At 37.6% G+C, this 16634-nt stretch carries 15 protein-coding genes and 2 pseudogenes; 13 read left to right on the top strand and 4 right to left on the bottom strand.

What is annotated here, in order from left to right; translation table 11 throughout:
- Window positions 1–230 precede the first annotated feature (230 nt).
- The 7 genes and pseudogenes from KI363_RS08450 to KI363_RS22520 all read left to right on the top strand — a co-directional run.
- Window positions 231–2282, top strand: a complete 2052-nt coding sequence (locus tag KI363_RS08450; protein ID WP_212966096.1) for a sigma-70 family RNA polymerase sigma factor — start codon at window positions 231–233, stop codon at window positions 2280–2282.
- Between the two features lie 235 nt (window positions 2283–2517).
- Window positions 2518–3678 carry a plasmid pRiA4b ORF-3 family protein gene (locus tag KI363_RS08445; protein ID WP_158323360.1) on the top strand — a complete coding sequence of 387 codons (1161 nt, stop codon included), beginning with the start codon at window positions 2518–2520 and terminating at the stop codon, window positions 3676–3678.
- A gap of 451 nt (window positions 3679–4129) precedes the next feature.
- The gene (locus KI363_RS08440) at window positions 4130–4711 is read left to right on the top strand and encodes a GNAT family N-acetyltransferase (RefSeq protein WP_158323361.1); all 582 of its coding nucleotides are present in this window, start codon (window positions 4130–4132) and stop codon (window positions 4709–4711) included.
- A 200-nt stretch (window positions 4712–4911) separates the two neighbouring features.
- The gene (locus KI363_RS08435; protein ID WP_158323362.1) at window positions 4912–5250 is read left to right on the top strand and encodes a hypothetical protein; all 339 of its coding nucleotides are present in this window, start codon (window positions 4912–4914) and stop codon (window positions 5248–5250) included.
- A gap of 95 nt (window positions 5251–5345) precedes the next feature.
- The gene (locus tag KI363_RS08430; RefSeq protein WP_158323363.1) at window positions 5346–5573 is read left to right on the top strand and encodes a hypothetical protein; all 228 of its coding nucleotides are present in this window, start codon (window positions 5346–5348) and stop codon (window positions 5571–5573) included.
- A 3-nt stretch (window positions 5574–5576) separates the two neighbouring features.
- Window positions 5577–5768: pseudogene (locus KI363_RS22525) on the top strand (DnaA N-terminal domain-containing protein); the annotation flags it as partial.
- A gap of 222 nt (window positions 5769–5990) precedes the next feature.
- Window positions 5991–6479, top strand: a pseudogene (locus KI363_RS22520) (DnaA/Hda family protein); the annotation flags it as partial.
- Between the two features lie 425 nt (window positions 6480–6904).
- Here KI363_RS22520 and KI363_RS08420 read toward each other — a convergent pair.
- Window positions 6905–7720, bottom strand: coding sequence for a ZIP family metal transporter (locus KI363_RS08420; RefSeq protein WP_212966095.1), 816 nt, complete (start codon window positions 7718–7720; stop codon window positions 6905–6907).
- 346 nt (window positions 7721–8066) lie between these two features.
- Here KI363_RS08420 and KI363_RS08415 point away from each other — a divergent pair, with 346 nt between their 5' ends.
- The 6 genes from KI363_RS08415 (at window position 8067) to KI363_RS08390 (ending at window position 13014) form a co-directional block, all read left to right on the top strand.
- A complete protein-coding gene (locus tag KI363_RS08415; RefSeq protein ID WP_191967530.1) occupies window positions 8067–8420 on the top strand; it encodes a calcium-binding protein in 354 nt (117 codons plus the stop codon).
- Between the two features lie 58 nt (window positions 8421–8478).
- Window positions 8479–9471, top strand: a complete 993-nt coding sequence (locus KI363_RS08410; RefSeq protein WP_158323367.1) for a hypothetical protein — start codon at window positions 8479–8481, stop codon at window positions 9469–9471.
- Window positions 9472–9534: 63 nt separating this feature from the next.
- On the top strand, window positions 9535–10464 hold the full coding sequence (glsA, locus tag KI363_RS08405; RefSeq protein WP_158323368.1) for a glutaminase A: 930 nt from the start codon (window positions 9535–9537) through the stop codon (window positions 10462–10464).
- Window positions 10465–10532: 68 nt separating this feature from the next.
- Window positions 10533–10778: a DUF6429 family protein gene (locus tag KI363_RS08400; protein WP_212966094.1), complete on the top strand. Its 246-nt coding sequence runs from the start codon at window positions 10533–10535 to the stop codon at window positions 10776–10778.
- A gap of 24 nt (window positions 10779–10802) precedes the next feature.
- Window positions 10803–11255 carry a hypothetical protein gene (locus tag KI363_RS08395; protein ID WP_212966093.1) on the top strand — a complete coding sequence of 151 codons (453 nt, stop codon included), beginning with the start codon at window positions 10803–10805 and terminating at the stop codon, window positions 11253–11255.
- A gap of 172 nt (window positions 11256–11427) precedes the next feature.
- Window positions 11428–13014, top strand: a complete 1587-nt coding sequence (locus tag KI363_RS08390; protein WP_246516812.1) for a PTS sugar transporter subunit IIABC family protein — start codon at window positions 11428–11430, stop codon at window positions 13012–13014.
- 294 nt (window positions 13015–13308) lie between these two features.
- Here KI363_RS08390 and KI363_RS08385 read toward each other — a convergent pair whose 3' ends face one another.
- The 3 genes from KI363_RS08385 to pruA all read right to left on the bottom strand — a co-directional run bounded on the left by KI363_RS08385 (window position 13309) and on the right by pruA (window position 16633).
- Entirely contained in the window at window positions 13309–13584 is a 276-nt protein-coding gene (locus tag KI363_RS08385) for a hypothetical protein (RefSeq protein ID WP_212966091.1), read from the bottom strand.
- Window positions 13585–13673: 89 nt separating this feature from the next.
- Window positions 13674–14909 carry a PucR family transcriptional regulator gene (locus KI363_RS08380; RefSeq protein ID WP_212966090.1) on the bottom strand — a complete coding sequence of 412 codons (1236 nt, stop codon included), beginning with the start codon at window positions 14907–14909 and terminating at the stop codon, window positions 13674–13676.
- A gap of 179 nt (window positions 14910–15088) precedes the next feature.
- A complete protein-coding gene (pruA, locus tag KI363_RS08375; RefSeq protein ID WP_212966089.1) occupies window positions 15089–16633 on the bottom strand; it encodes an L-glutamate gamma-semialdehyde dehydrogenase in 1545 nt (514 codons plus the stop codon).
- Between the last annotated feature and the right edge of the window lies 1 nt (window position 16634).

The raw sequence follows: 16634 nt of genomic DNA, 5'->3' as shown, positions 1-16634 counted from the left end.
GTGCTTTAAAAGAGCTGTCCGGTTTTTAAAAATGGAAAAATAGTCGACTTTGGAGAACCCTGAAAGTATGAGAGTGCTTACAAAATTAAAGGGCGAAAATTTCTGCCCACAAATACTTGACTCAAACTACAGCTTGATGCAAGTTTATTAAAGAGATGAATCACGCTATAATAGGAATAAACGATTTAGAGTTAAATATGTAGCTACAAAGAAAGGGGGGAAACACATGTATGATCCCAGTAAAAATAGATCCTATGTCAATCACTACGATAAGAGAAAAAGGCATGGAATCTATTGTTGATTGGTTCGAGCAACATCAACAATCGTTCTATACACTTGGTCGGTGTTATCTTAGAAATCCGCAGCAATTGGAAGAGGTTTTTTACCGGTCGATTATAAAAGTACACAAGGAATTGCCTCGATTTAACGGGGAAACATCATTCGAAATGTGGATAACATCAATTTTTATACATACATGCCGAGAGCTTTCTGATGATAGGAGTTTACAAGTTTCTGAGGAAGGTGAACCGAGTCAGGATTTATTTAAAGCTCTCGATCAATTGAAAGCGGATGAGAAAGAAGCGGTGGTCCTTACCTATATAATGGGAATCTCTCAGGAGGAGGCGGCACATTTTCTCCAAGTTTCCGTGGAAAAGTTTAAAGAGCTTTTGTTTTCTGGAATACAGTCACTCCGAAAGGAGATGGGGGATGGGTCGTCCTTTAATGGCTGTAAAGAGTATCATAAGAATTACATTGATTACTTGGAAAGAAACCTGGATCGGCCGAAGAAGATTGATTTCGAGATGCATCTTTATCATTGCCAAAACTGTCAGGAGGATTTAAGGACCTTTCGGGATGTCATGGTAAGTTTTACTAAAAAAATCGAGGATTTCCATGTGCCAGCAGGTTTCATGGAGAACGTCAAAGATAGGATAGCTTTAAAGGAAAAGCACAGACGAGAGAAGAACAAGAAACGTAAAAGAATCGGACTTGTTATTGCAAGTGTTTGCGCGTTATTAATAGGCGTAGGAGTTTTTACAGGGTCATTTACTAACCTATACTACACATGGACAGAAGAGGATCAGGAATTGCGTGCCTTTCTACAACAGAGACTGGGTGAAAGGCTGAACCTGGAAGCGGAAAGCAACGGGGTAAAAATTAAGATTAAAAGCGCGATTGCTGATGATGTTCAAACACTTGTTTTTTATGAAATAGAAGATACAGCTAAAGGCAACCAATATATGCTGAATTATAATGGCGGCGTTTTCGTGGAGAATGAATACGAACTCATGAATCATAATATATACCCTAGGTACTACCCTCCTGATCTTACATCGGATCTAAATAATAAAGAAAAGAACGTATACCAAGGAAAGATTAGTCTACTGCCATTAACACGGGATGAAGGGACCATTAAACTTAAAATCAAAACGCTTCAGAGATTGATGCGTGATTCCTCTGATCAGAATGGTGTTACTGCCTACAGTGACGGTGAATATGCAGCAGGAGAGTGGAACTTCGAGATTCCCGTAACAAAACAGCCCTCTATTGAATATGAATTGGATCAAGAAACAGAAGTCGAGGGGATGCCAATTCGGTTTGATAAACTAACGATTGCCCCAACAGCGACGATTCTGGATGTTGCGATCCATGACGAACTGCCAGAGAAGCGAATCGAATTTCTTAATTTTGATCACCTAACAATAAATAATAAAGTGATGGAAGCGAATCCATATGGCAGTTATCTTTCATATCATAATGGGCTTACTTTTCAAACATCCTTTTCCCCATTTTTTGGAAAAAAACCAAAAAATGTGAACGTTCAATTCCAATCTGTTCAACTAACCGTTGAAGACCAAAAAACGATCGACCTGGATGACACTAATGAATATCCTCAGACCTTTGAATATGCAGGCAGCACAATCACAATCGACAAGGTAGAAGTGGGAGATCCTACCGAAGTCGTCATAAGCAATCATGAAATTGCGAACCGAGAATACGAGTGGATTCAATTCAATGTTGTGGATGAAGATGCAAAAGAAATTAGTTCAATGGAGGTGAATTCTGACGGTGTAGTAGTTGATAAAAATGGCATCGAATACGATATGAATAATCCTTTCGTATATGAAGGAGTCGAGCAGTCGCGTTATTTCTTTACCGTTCAAAACATAAAGTTACACAATGACAATGCCGAAAAGAATGTGATTCCTAAAAGGCTCGAGATTTATGAATATAGTACAACAAAATATTTGGATGATGTCGTGGAGATTTCGTTGGAGTAATATTTATCGCCTACATACTACCAGTGTGATACACAGGGCGAGCCCGCATTTAACTTTTTTCATGCCGCGGATCGTGTGAAGTAAAAAATCAAAGTCCGTTTATTTAACCAATGATGGAATTAAAGAGGCTGAAGAATTAATGAAAAAGTATATAAAGAATTTGGAAGGTAATTCGTTATGATTTATTGATTTTAAAAATATAGAAATTCGAAATAACGTGAAAAGGGTGAAATCCATGTTAATCCAATGTACGAAAACCTTGCTTGATAAGATAGGAATAAAGGGAACCGAACTAGCCTCTCCAGAAGGCCATGAGGATTTCCCGAAAAGTTTTTTAGCCTGGCACGCCAACCTTGTCAGTATTAATAGAAGAAAAGCAATTGTTTTGATGAATAACGAAACAAGATATCCAGTCGTTATATACAGACCAAGTAGTAAGGATTTTTCAAAAATAAAAGAATTAATATATGAGGCAATTTCCGAGGCTTTTCGTATGGAAGGTGTGCGCAAAGAAGTAATTGAAGCTTATATGGCTAAAGCTGGTGAAATATCTTTTTCTAAAACAGCTAATAGAAGTATGGTGGCAAAGATGAATAACGCCGTGCGTGATATTGAATTTATGAACGAATATTTAGATGAAAAATCAAGAATTCAAAGGTATATAAGCATCGTAGCAGGTAGGTTTATTCAATTGTCGGGAGCAAATGATTCATTCTATCCTGTCGAAAAAACACTTGAAAGTTTAGTTACTATTTTTGGTATTGATGAACATGTAGGTGTTGATGAGGTTCTTGATATCGATCTATACCAATTGAAGATACAAATCAATCTTGAGGGTCATGACATTTGGAGACGGGTTCTTGTGCCCTCAACTTATTCCTTCAGACATCTTCATCACATCATACAAACGGTTTTTGATTGGCAAAACTATCACTTGCATGAATTTACTGTAAAAGGATCGAAAAACAAGTCTTTAAAAATTGTGATGGATGACGATCCGGAAACGATGGAATATTTTAATTTTGATGATTTTGAAATGCTACAGGAGAGATTTGTCGCACTTGAAGAGATTTTACCGGAATTTGGTGAAGTCACTTATGAGTATGATTTCGGAGACTCTTGGGAGCATACCATAAAGTTTGAAAAGAACGTAAAGTCTAAGACGTTCCAAGTAACATTTCTAGAAGGAAATGGAGAAAGACCACCTGAAGATGTGGGCGGGGCATGGGGCTTTGAAGAATATATAAGAATCATGGAAAATGAAAAACATCCAAGCTATCATGAAATGAAAGTATGGGCAGAGAATCAAAAGGAAAGAAATTTGAATTCAGAAAAGATCAATCAACGGCTTAAGCAGGTAATCAGCGGGTATAGTTATTCGACATTTGTGTTTTGATTGATCCCGTTGTCAATCTCGTTTTCGATTTATACGTATTTAATGGAGATGTTTTTTATGGGTAAGAAAAAGCGATATGAAGAATACCTATCCAGCATGGATGATTTGTTAATAATTGTTGATAATTTTATGGAAAATGAGTTTGAAAGTTAGGAATGAAGGAGAAAATCCGTATGAAGGTCAGTGAACTTCGAGAAAATATAAAAGTACCACAAAAAAACGAAGCAAAGTACGCAAAATATCTGATTCGTTTTGTTGATTAAACTTGCTTCCATATACTCCTTTTTTAAATAATCTGACGGTGCCCTGATTAGAGTGCCGTCGTATTTTTATGAAATTCTATTGCCAGTTTGAAGGAAGCACCAGAAGGTCTGAATGTATTAATATTTTAAGTGTGAAAATGAACTTTTTGTAGATACTATCGAGTAAATAAATGATAAGGAGTAATCTAATGAATTGGTACAATAAATTAAATAAATACTTTCCAGCAGAAGAAATGAAATCCAAAGAGCATATGGACACACTATTAAGCGAAAAAGGAAATATTTACCGTAAAGATGAAGGACCAAACCATGTAATGATGTATGCAGAATTTAGCGATTTTGTTTTTATTGATTATATCTGGGTATCGTCGAAAACAAGAGGTCAAGGAATTGGGCATACATTAATTGAAAAAATGAAAAAGAAAAATAAGCCCATTCTATTAGAGGTAGAACCAATTGATTACGATGATTCTGATACGGAAAAAAGATTACGTTTTTACAATCGTGAGGGATTTATTCATGCTCAATCAATTGGCTTTAAAGCCAGGTCTTTAGTGACGGGCGAACCGTTCGCTTTAGAAATTTTATATTGGTCACCAAATAAAAACGAAACAGAAAAAGATATTTTTAAACAAGTTCAAATGATGTATGAAACCATTCATTCCTATAAAGCAAAAGAAATTTACGGTAAGCCTGAACAAAAGGTGGAGGAAGTGCTAACATTTGATGAACAGCGTAGTGTTGATCTAATGGAGGAGAAAGAGAGTTAATTGAAAATATTCATGTTCTCTTAAAAAAATCGGTTAAATGCCGATTTTTTTGATGCTACGATGTACCAGCATTTATTGGAGACAGGCTTCACCCAGTCTATGTTTGAAAATGTTGAATTTTGTAGTACAATTGGTTTATACGCCTCTATTTTTTAACAAAAGATGCGAAAACTATTATTAAAAAGGGAGGTGAAAGAAAAATGTCCGAAAAAATATTAAATCAAATCCTTGTGGAAATAAAAGAGATAAAAACTGACATCTCGACTCTCAAAACTGATGTTTCAAACCTCAAAGAAGATGTCTCCACACTAAAAGTTGAACAACAAAAAACAACCACACACATGGCTAAAATGGACGAACGTCTATCTAATCTTGAATCAAAACAAAATTCTATCCACAAGCAAACAGGAAAATTATTAGAATACCACTCAGAAACCATATCCCATTTTGAAACACTTGCCACTAAAGAAGATCTGGAATATTTTGATAAAAAAATATCAGAACATGAAAGAGAAATTTTTAAAATCAAAAATGCGTAATAGGACGAAACATCAAGGACAGGGAATGGGTATTAATGCCTGTGCACTGTCCTTACCCGGCTTTCTCTTTTATTCTTTTTTAGGGAGATGTTTTTATGCTTAATCTAGGAAAAGAACCAAGATCAGTTCATTACGAAATATATTCAAAATACACACCTGCAGAAAATAAGTTAGAAGTGATAGACGGCGTTTTTCTTCCATTCAACAATGAGAGGGAAAAAATGCTGCTACTATGTTTATACAATATGGGCTTACAGAAATTTGTTGAGATCCTACCAAATGAAACGAAAGAGGAACTTATTAATTTACTAAAAAATGAATAGGGAGTGATTTTCGTGAAAGTTAGAGATGGGGTTTGGGCTAGTATTCTGGGTTCCATTCGTAATCAAATAAATAAATCATCCTTTGAAACATGGTTTAAAGATACAATGGCATTTCGTGAGGGGAATAAATGGATCATTACAACGAATAATGATTTTGCACGACTTTGGCTTGAGGAAAATTATCGATCAATCATTGAAGAAACGATAGAAAACATTACAAATGAAAAGCCTGAACTAACTTTTATAAAGAATGAAAAATCCGAACCTTCTTTTAAAAATACTAAGAATAAGATTTTGGACATTTGGCTGCAAATTACCCCCTTGGATATGGTGGAAAAAAAGGAACTTTACCGTTTACTGAAAAACCATTTATTTGAGGAAAGCACCTTAGTAGACGACATTGACTTTATAACGCATTTAAATCCCTCTTTCACCTTTGAAAATTTCACAATAGATTCAGGCAATCAACTCACAGTTGCAGTAGCTGAAGCTGTAACAAGTGCTCCGGGAAAAGCGTATAATCCATTGTTTATCTACGGTCCAACGGGATCAGGAAAAACACATTTATTGCATGCAATCGGCAATAAAGTATTAGAATATAAGGAAAATGCAAAGGTTATTTATTTCACTTCTTCTCAATTTACGAATGCTTTTATTAATAGTATTGCTAAAAATAAGCAGATCGAATTTAGGAATCAATTTTATCAAGTGGATGTATTGATTTTGGATGATGTCGATCTATTAGCGGGAAAAGAGCAGTCACAGGAAGAATTCTTCCATATTTTTAATATACTTTACGAACAATCAAAACAGATTGTTATTTCTTCTACACGATCCCCAAAAGAAATCCTTGCCATATCAGAGCGCTTGAAAAGCAGGTTTGAATGGGGATTCGTTACAAGTATGGATAAAGTGAAATCGCAACAAGAAGAAAGAACAAGTGATGTTGAGCCAGGCTCATCGGATATATTCAAGCGAATTGAACAATTGGAATTAGAAGTAAAAAAATTAAACAGTCTTATTGAATAGTCAATCGATACAATTTAATGGTTGGGATGAGGGGAGTGTTTGCTGATCATTTTGGCAGATGTTTTTTTTAGTGAAAAATTCAGGGAGTTATTGACATCTTTATGATATCTAATGGTTATTTTGAGTCAAATAATAAATTTGGATTAAAGAGTATGACAATCAAAAACAGCCAAGAGAATCAGCGATTATGCGGGTTCAAGGCTGTTTTTAGTCGTTTCAACTCTATAGATAGAGCGAATTAAAAAGAAAGAACCTTGTTGATACAGAATGAATCCTCTAATATAAAAACTAATTTGTTCTATTTACCCCAATGCCACATCCAAAATCATCATTAAAACAAAACCAACCATTAAACTCATTGAAGCCAAATCTTTATTTCCCTTTTCTTGTGAGTTTGGAATCACCTCTTCGGCTACAACAAAGATCATAGCCCCGGCCGCAAAACTCAACGCGTAAGGCAATATAGGTTCAATAAATGCAACAGCAAATGCACCGATCACCGCTGCAATCGGTTCGACCATACCTGAAAATTGCCCGTAGAGAAAGCTTTTCCTGCGAGACATTCCCTCTCCTCTTAAAGGCATGGAAACTGCAACGCCTTCTGGAAAATTCTGAATACCAATTCCAAGTGCTAACGTCAAAGCACCTGCCAAGGATGCCTCCGTCCCCCCGTTTGCAAGGGCTCCAAAAGCAATCCCAACTGCTAAGCCTTCAGGGATATTATGTAGGGTGATGGCGAGCACTAACAATGTACTTCTTTTTCTTTGTTTTGGATAATAACCTTCCGCTTGCCCAATGGGGGTATTTGGGTGAAGATGAGGCAAAATTTTATCAATTCCCCATAGAAAAATTCCACCCAATAAAAATCCCGATGCTGCTGGAAACCAACTCCCCATCGCATGGTCATCCGACATTTCGATGGCTGGGGCGAGTAAAGACCAATAACTTGCTGCAATCATTACACCCCCAGCAAACCCTAACATACTATCCAAAAGGCGTTGGTTTAAAGTTTTTGTGGCAAAAACGACACTAGCCCCAAGAGCGGTCATTGCCCATGTAAATAAAGTAGCGATTAACGCTTGTGTAATGGGATCAAAATTTTGAAAAAACTCTACCATAAAAGAACTCCTCTGAAAATAATGGTAAAAATAAATTGTAATGAATGAAACAGTTGTCTTATCAATAAACTCCGCAGACTAAAGCTTTACGCTATGGCGGCGAACAGAAACGAACTACACTTACATACCTATGATAAAAATTCCTTCTTCGTTATAATGACAAAAATTTCACAAGTCAATGCCAGGTAAAGGAGATGTCTATAATGGATAAAACAAGTTTATCACACCCAAAATGTAATTGCATGTATCATATTGTGTTTCTTCCTAGCCTGCGTCTCCATTTGAAAATGACTACTTTTTCAAATACACTAAAATAAATGTTGTTGAAGGGTGGAAGGGGAATCACGTGATTTGGAATAGTAATCATAAGCAAGATAGACGAATCTTAGAAGTCATTCAAGATGTTGAGGATGAATTGGAGATTTTGGAGGCTTGGAAATCCCGTATAACGCAAATAGTAAAATTCCCTTTTATGGCGGAAATAGTGGAATTCCAAGAATTTAGGAGCATTGTGCAACAAGGAGATCGGTTAAAGGTTCATTCTGTAGATAGCATTGATGAAAAGTATGGAATTATTGTCCATACAAGGCTTGGAAGGGAGAAAATTTACTTTCCATTATGTGATTTAGAAGCAATCGACTTAAACGATGAGGGAAGACAAGTGATAGATGATTATGCAGTTTGGTTTGCTAATAGATAGAATCCTGATCGCATTTGACCTAATAGCTATTTGAAAAACTACCTAAGGGGGAAATAACTTGAAAGTCAGTGAACTACGAGAAAAAATAAAAGCTCGAAACAAGGAAGAATTGCAATCATTGATCGTTGAAATGTACAAGCAGATTCCAAAGAGGGTTCGAGAAAGTAAGGAAATAGATTCCTTGATTGATAACCCCGATTCGTTTAAACAAAACAAAAAAAGAACGAAGCACAGCACGCAACATATTGATTTTAGTGAAGTGAAAAATGAGGTGGAACGATTTCTCCAACATGCATATGCTCAATATTATTTCGCTCCGAATCGGTTAATACCTAAAAAAGAACGTTCCAACTGGCGTTTTACAGCAAAAAGATTAGTTGAACAAGTAACAAATTTGGCCAATCAACCGGAATATGCAAAGGATTGCGCGACACTTTTAGAAAAGTTGTATGTCCTATTTTGTTATGCCTCGGGACATTATGTATTTGCGAGCCAGGAGCCATTCCATACGATCAATATTCCTCAAGAGGACTTTTTAAAAAGAGTGGTTTTATTGAAAAGGGAAGTCGAAGAGCCGGAAAGATGGATACGCGACTCACTGTTGCTGATCGTTGATAATGATGTTGATTACAGTACTTTATATGAATCCCTACTCCAGACATTGTTAGAGGTGTTGAATAATGCCCCGCTTAAAGAAAGGGCGGTTCGAATCTGTGCTGACTTGCTGGAGGAAATGCCGAGTAAAGGGAAGTTATCCTATAAAGAGGAAGAAAAAAGGAATCATCTCGTAACGATGATATTTATGCTACAAAGCAGGCTTGGAGAATACCAGGAGGCGGTTACCTATTATAAAAAGCATTATGTAGACTCTGATGAGGTAAAGCTAGACATTTTGTTGGAATTAATCATGAACTTTCAACGTACTCAGGACTGGATCCATGAGTTTGACGTGGCAGTCGAAAAAGGGATCAAACCAAGAACCAGTTTACAGGAGATGTATAAACATATAAAAAATACGAATAGTTTTCCGGAATATATGATGAGTTATTAAAGAATATGAAGAATTTCGTGTGATATTTCCATCAGTAGCCCATACTATATATGGGTGATGATGATGCCATGTCAATCAAATGATGAATTATTCGAGTTAGTAAAGGAAGCCAAAAAATATACGAATGACGGCAGGGTGGCGGATTATATTCCTGCTCTCGGGAGAGCCAATCCGCATGATTTGTCGATCGCGATTCAATACCCGGATGGGCAATGCCTTTCTGCCGGTGATATTGAACGGAAAATATCCCTTCAAAGTATATCAAAAGTTATTAGCTTGGCACTAGTTTTAATGGACAGAGGGCCAGATTATGTGTTTGAACGTGTTGGAATGGAACCGACGGGGGATCCATTCAATTCTATTGCCAAATTAGAAACGTTGACCCCCGCGAAACCATTGAATCCAATGATTAATGCCGGGGCCCTTGTTGTTACGAGTATGATCAAAGGAAGCAGTATGGAGGAGCGATTGGGCAGGCTTTTATTGTTAATAAGGGAAATGACTAATAATTCGGCGCTCCAATATTGCGAGGAAGTAGCAAAATCTGAATTTGACACCGCCTTTTTAAATAGGGCGCTTTGTTATTTTTTAAAACAACATCAGATGATTCAGGAAGATGTCGATGTGTTAATGGATTTATATACGAAACAATGTGCGATCGAAATGAACTGCTTAGAATTAGCGCGCATTGGCATGATTTTTGCGATGGATGGGGTAGATCCCGATAGCCGTAAGCAAATTATTCCTACAGACATCGCGCGCATCTGTAAAACGTTTATGGTGACTTGCGGGATGTATAATGCCTCTGGCGAATTTGCAATAAAAATTGGTATACCAGCAAAAAGCGGTGTTTCAGGTGGCATCATGGGTGCAGTTCCAGGGAAATTTGGCATCGGAATTTTTGGTCCTGCTTTAGATGAAAAAGGAAACAGTATAGCGGGAATCAAATTATTAGAGCTGCTTTCGAAACAGTATGAATTGAGTATGTTTTAATTATAAAACCAAAGATACCTTTTACATTTTTAATAGGCGAAACTTAACAAAAGGAGTTTGTTAGGAAAATGGAGGAAAAGATTAAAGAGCTTACTTTGTTATTGCTATATTTAACATCATGGAAAGAGGATGAACTGCCTCAGGAAATGCGAAGAAGCTGGAAGGGCTATCCATTTGATATTTTAAATGAACTTACTGATGAGGATTTTATTAGGAGAAGTATTCGCGCTAAATCTGTTTATTTAACAAAAGACGGTATTAAAGAGGCTGAAAAATTAATGAAAAAGTACTTTGGTGAAAATAGGAATAATTGAGTACAGGGGGCAATGATCACCGACATGAAAAAAAAGAAGAAGAAAAAAGGCGAGTTAATGGGAATGCCCAAAAAAGAACGCCTAATAAAAGCGAAGGAATGGATTGAAAAGGTTGATGAGGATCATATCGTAAAAGCCTATTCAAAAAGTTCCGGCCTAAACCCGAAAAATGCTATGAATGAACTTAAACGATTAGGTGTAAAGATTACCCCTGAAGATAAACAAGAAGTACAACAATGGGTTGAAAAAAGAAAACGTCATAATGAACGAAGAAAGGAAAGAAGAAGGAGACGAAAAGAAAATGAAGAAAACAAGAGATTAATGATGGAATATGATTCAGATGAAACATTTGCATTTATTGCAGGATATACAAGCGGTGGCGCGCCATTTGGGATTACTCATGAGGAGATGGAGGAAATAGAAAGAAGGGAAGGCTTAGAGAGGGATGAAAAGGGGGCAATTCATTCAAGGGAATAGGGCCCCATAATTGTAATTAAAATAGGATTGCTCTCTATAAAGGATAAACGAAAATCTTTTCTTTAAATTTTTACTTTTCAGGTTTATACTGTATGTATACTTTTTTACTTTAGTATGCTAATAAGGTAGTAAATAAACGCATGATTTTCGTTTTATGAAGGGGAGAGCACCTGTGAAAAATATAGCGATTTTAGGCAGTAGTGGGGGAAACTTATACAATTTAGGTGGGAAGGATCCAGAGAAGCTTCTATCGGAAATATTCATTCAGTGTGATTCGGCTGGCATCAATATAAGTGCAGTCCAATTTATTGGGGCCGAAGTTTCGATGGATACGGCGAAAAAGCACTCCAAAGCTGCCCTATATATTCTTCAAGAAACAAAGCCAACGAGAATTTTTGAGGGAATTTTGACAGAGGTAAACGACAAGGCGGCTTCCATTGATACTAAGATTGCCGAAGACATTCGAAATGGAAAAATTGATGGTTTGATCACCATGAGTATCGATCCTGAAGGGAGCAATAAGGAGGCGATTTTAGCGGCTGCTGAAAAAGGAATCCCAATTGTTGGGACAGGTGGTACGTCGATGGCCATTACGGCTTCAAAAGGGGCTAATGTGATCTCAACATCCGGTACTACGGGGACGACAAGTCGCACAAGGGCTGTATCTTTTGTTTCATCATTAAGCAAATTCTGGGGGAGCAAATACCAACCAATAATCGGGGGAACAGCAGAAACAAAATCGGGAAATCCATTCAAAAGAATCAATATTAGAGGAATTATGATGTCCTCCTTGCCAGCCTTCATCGCACTAGCACTGATTCTGGCATTGAGTAAAATTCCTGGATTATCAGGCTTGGGTGAAATTTTTGATCTATTATTGCAAGCCTTGCCTGTTGTGATCGCAGCCATTGCCGCAAAGCAAGTCTCTGATTTGGATGAGGTCTCAATCGTCGCCGGTATCATTGCTGGGGTATTATCAATTAATGGTGGCATTATTGGTGGAATGATTGGGGGAATTGGGGCAGGGTTACTCGTGCAATTTTTATTTCTCAAATGTGTGCAATGGCGCTTTCCGATGACAACCGTTAATATTGTTGCAGGAGGATTCTCAGGAATTCTCTCAGGTTTACTAGTATTCTATCTCATAGGACCTTTAGCCTTAATGCTGGGAGATTATATAAAACTTGTGATTGAACAGGCCGTCACATTCAGTCCTCTTCTTGCTGGCGCGGTCGCGGGATTATTAATTTGGCCCGCAATTCTCGGCGGAATCTATCATGCAGCAATCTTACCAATTGTCCTACTTGAAATGGAGAAAAGCGGAAACAGTTTTTTGGGTGCCGTCGATATGGTTTCACTAGTGATTGTGGCAGCAGGCATTAACCTTGCAAACATCATTGCTCCACGCGATAAGGGGGAAGCAGCCATTGCCACTCCAGGTTTTATGATCAATCTAGGTTTTGGCACCTTTGTAGAATCGGCTTATCCCTTTATGTTTTCCAATAAGCTTGTTTTTGGTGGGGCACTTTTATCCGCGGGAATTGGCGGAGCATTAGTTGGCGTCTTTAACGTAAAAGGAACAGCTTATTTACCTTCCTTTGTCGCACCATTTGCATCTGATAATGTGGTAGGTTTTATGATTTCTATGTTAGTAGCTTTTACCTGTTCTTTTCTTATTACAATATTTGCGAATAAGGTGGTGAAGAGAAGGAAGCAGGAGATTGTTGACAAGAGTGGAATTGTTGAGGTGGAGCGGTAGTATATTGAGGCTTGAACTTGACTGTTTTTGGTGAAAATTAAATATGCAGCTGATGTTAACCAAAAATGTCAAGATAATAATAAGTTGATGTATAATAAAGAAAGGATAGTAAAAGGTGAAAAACTTAATTAAGTGAAAACATTATATTTTGATAGATCAGGTGCGAACCATAAGCACACATGAATATCTTGGGAGATTCGCACCAGATTTTCTCGATTTTTTGTTCCTTTTTTCACTTTTGTAATCAAGTTTTCCCTAAAACTTATAAGATAGAGCGCTTTTTGGGCGGAAAAGTCATTTTAAATGCATTATTTTGCCTGAAATCGCAGTCGCACTCCTCGTGAGTGCGTGGATTGAATTTTTTCTCCAGTCTTCCACTGTAGATTCGAATATTGTCGCACCTTTTATAGGTGCGTGGATTGAAATAATCAAGCGTTGTTGATTAGGAGTTAAATCCCCAGGTCGCACCTTATTCAGTGCGTAGATTGAAATATAAAAAGATGTAAAAAAGTAAGCATCAAATGGATGAACAGAGGATGAAACGGCTAAAGGTGCCACGTCAACCGCCATGCCTTTGTGACCTGCATCCCTTCGGTAACTATATCTTAAAAGGAGTGAAGAAAGATCGTACCATTTTTATGCTGCTATGATGATCGGAATTAATCAATCAAATCAACCTTTAATAGTTGTAAATCAATATATAACTGGCAATTTTCCTGGAAGTTGTCAAATGTGATCGAGGTTAGTTCTGTTATTTGGTTTAGGCGGTATTTTAATGTATTAGGATGAATGAAAAGCTTTTCCGCTGTTGGTTTTAAGCGACAGTTTTGTGATAAGAAAACTTCCAATGTTTGAAGCAGGCGGGTTTGACTTTCTTTATCTTTTTGTTTTAGTTTCAATAGATTCTCATTTACATCGTTCCATTTTTTGTGATATTGGGAAATACTTTCAAGATAACGAAAAATACCCAGTCTCCCATATTCGTAAGTTGGGAGGGTGGTTGGGCCGATGAATTTGGCAATCTTGATGACTTCAAGAGCTTCTTGATAGCTTTTTTTGAGCAGAAGAATGCTAGAATATTCGTTACTGATCCCATAGAAAACAGATCGATTGCTGAATTGACTGAATACGGCAGCTGTTAACTCTCTAGCGCAATCTATTAAATTTTTAGATGAAGGATGTTTATAACCAAGGATGACGGTAATTTTTAATTGATCGATAAAAACCTCCACCTGAAATGGAAGGGAGTTGGCAAAGAGTTCTACCTTTTCCAATAGTTTATCAGACTCGTCCTTTCTAGCTGAATTAACTGTAAAAACAACGGTGGTAAATACATCTGGTAAGGAAATATTTAGATTAGCCGCTTCCCATTTGAGTTGAGCCTCTGTTTGAAACATGTCGTCCATTACCCTTTTATAAAAGGAGCTTTTTTCTTGTTCTTTTTTCCATTTAAGTTTCTTTTGTTGATAAAGAAGCTGACCTACATGAAAAGAGACCGCTTGCAAAAAATCAATCTCCGTATCTTTTAACTGCCGGTCTGTCTCCTGTATCCATATATAACCTAATATTTGATCATTATATTTAGCGCTTACAACGATCCGTTGATTTAGGCCAATTTCTCTTAATGGCTCTACTCGAAAAGGTTCAGGATTTGTTTTTAGTTTATCAACAATCCCTTTTTCCATAAACTTTTCCAAAATGGAAAGAGGCCAATGTTTAGTAAAAATCGTTTGCCTATTGACTTCGTCGAAATGATCAATATAAAAAGAACTGTAAGCCAATAAAGAAAACTGGTCATCTTCCATCACAATCGGCATTTTTAAATGTGCACTCATGATATCGGTTATTTCGTTCAAGTTTGTAAGCGATTGAACTTTTTCTAACAGTCGATCCATCGGATTCCCCCCCCCGTTCCTATTGTAAACAATATATGAAGGATCACAGTTGGAAGCAAAACAAATGCGGTTCATGAAAAGTGTATCATACTTTTCATGAACCGCATTATTTATGTGTTTCAATTTAAAGCTTTTTCTGTTCCTGGTTCTGTAAATCTTATGATTCGGATAAAAGTTCATCACAGCATTTCTGATGTCGTTTTGGCTTGCATATGCAAAAGCAAGTAATCCGGTCCACCAGCTTTCGAGTCTGTTCCGGACATATTGAAGCCTCCGAACGGCTGATAGCCGACAATGGCTCCTGTACAGCCGCGGTTAAAATAAAGATTTCCAACATGAAAATCTTCACGGGCTTGCTCTAAATGCATCCGGTTGTTTGTGATCACGGATCCCGTTAATCCATATTCCGTGTTATTCGCAATTTCAAGGGCGGTTTGGAAATCCTTTGCCTTCGCAAAGGCGACAACAGGTCCAAAAATTTCTTCCTGCATAATCCGCGCATTAGGATCAAGCCCGGCAAAAATAGTTGGTTGGATAAAAAATCCTTCCGTGTCGTCTCCTTCTCCACCAACCATTAATTGCCCTTCTGTTTTGCCAATTTCAATATATGCCATAATTTTATCGTAAGCCTGTTGATCATTGACAGGCCCCATAAAATTATTTGGTTCCACAGGATCTCCAATCGTTAACTTTTTGGTCAATTCAACAGCCCGATTCAACACCTGATCATACACATCTTCAACGACGATTGCTCGGGAACAAGCGGAGCATTTTTGCCCTGAAAATCCAAAGGCTGAGCGAACAATGGATTGAGCCGCAAGCTCTAAATCTGCTTCTTTATCCACGACAATGGTATCTTTCCCACCCATTTCTGCAATGACACGTTTTAACCAGATCTGTCCCTTATTCACAATAGCTGCACGTTCATAAATGCGTGTGCCCACTTCTCTAGAACCTGTAAAACTAATAAAACGTGTTTTCGGATGATCGACAAGAATATCACCAATCTCGGCCCCGCTTCCAGGAATATAATTGAGCACACCCTTTGGTAAACCTGCTTCTTCCATCACTTCAACAAATTTAGCCGCGACAACGGGAGTAGTAGAGGCTGGTTTCAATAGGACAGTATTTCCTGACACGAGGGCGGCCACTGTTGTTCCTGCCATAATGGCAAATGCAAAATTCCACGGAGAAATGACAATACCAACACCAAGTGGGATATAGGTGTAGCGATTATATTCTCCTGGGCGGCTTTCAACCTTCTTGCCATTTTTATGCTCCAGCATTTGCCGGCCATAATATTCCATGAAGTCGATTCCTTCAACGGTATCCGCATCCGCCTCATTCCAAGGTTTTCCTGCTTCTTTCACAAGCAGTGCGGAAAATTCATGCTTACGGCGTCTAATAATAGCCGCTGCCTTGAATAGGACATCTGCACGAACTTCTGGTTTGACCCTTTTCCACGATTCAAAAGCTTGCAAAGCACTATCCATCGCTCGTTCTGCCAGTTCCTGATTCGCTTTCGATACTCGTCCAACCACTTCTTTTTTATTGGCTGGATTAATCGAAACGATTTTTTCAGTTGTTGTGACTTTTTCTCCGCCAATGACTAATGGATATTCCTTACCAAGGTATTGTTCTACCACTTTTAGTCCAGCTTGAAACGCTTGCTTATTTTCCTCTTTAGAAAAATCTGTAAATGGTTCATGTTTATACGTTATCATA

This window comes from Lederbergia ruris (genome assembly GCF_018332955.1).
In the GTDB taxonomy this organism is placed as follows: domain Bacteria; phylum Bacillota; class Bacilli; order Bacillales; family Bacillaceae_C; genus Lederbergia; species Lederbergia ruris.
The sequence above is the reverse complement of the archived record's forward strand: the minus strand, read 5'-3'. Positions and strand labels throughout refer to the sequence as shown.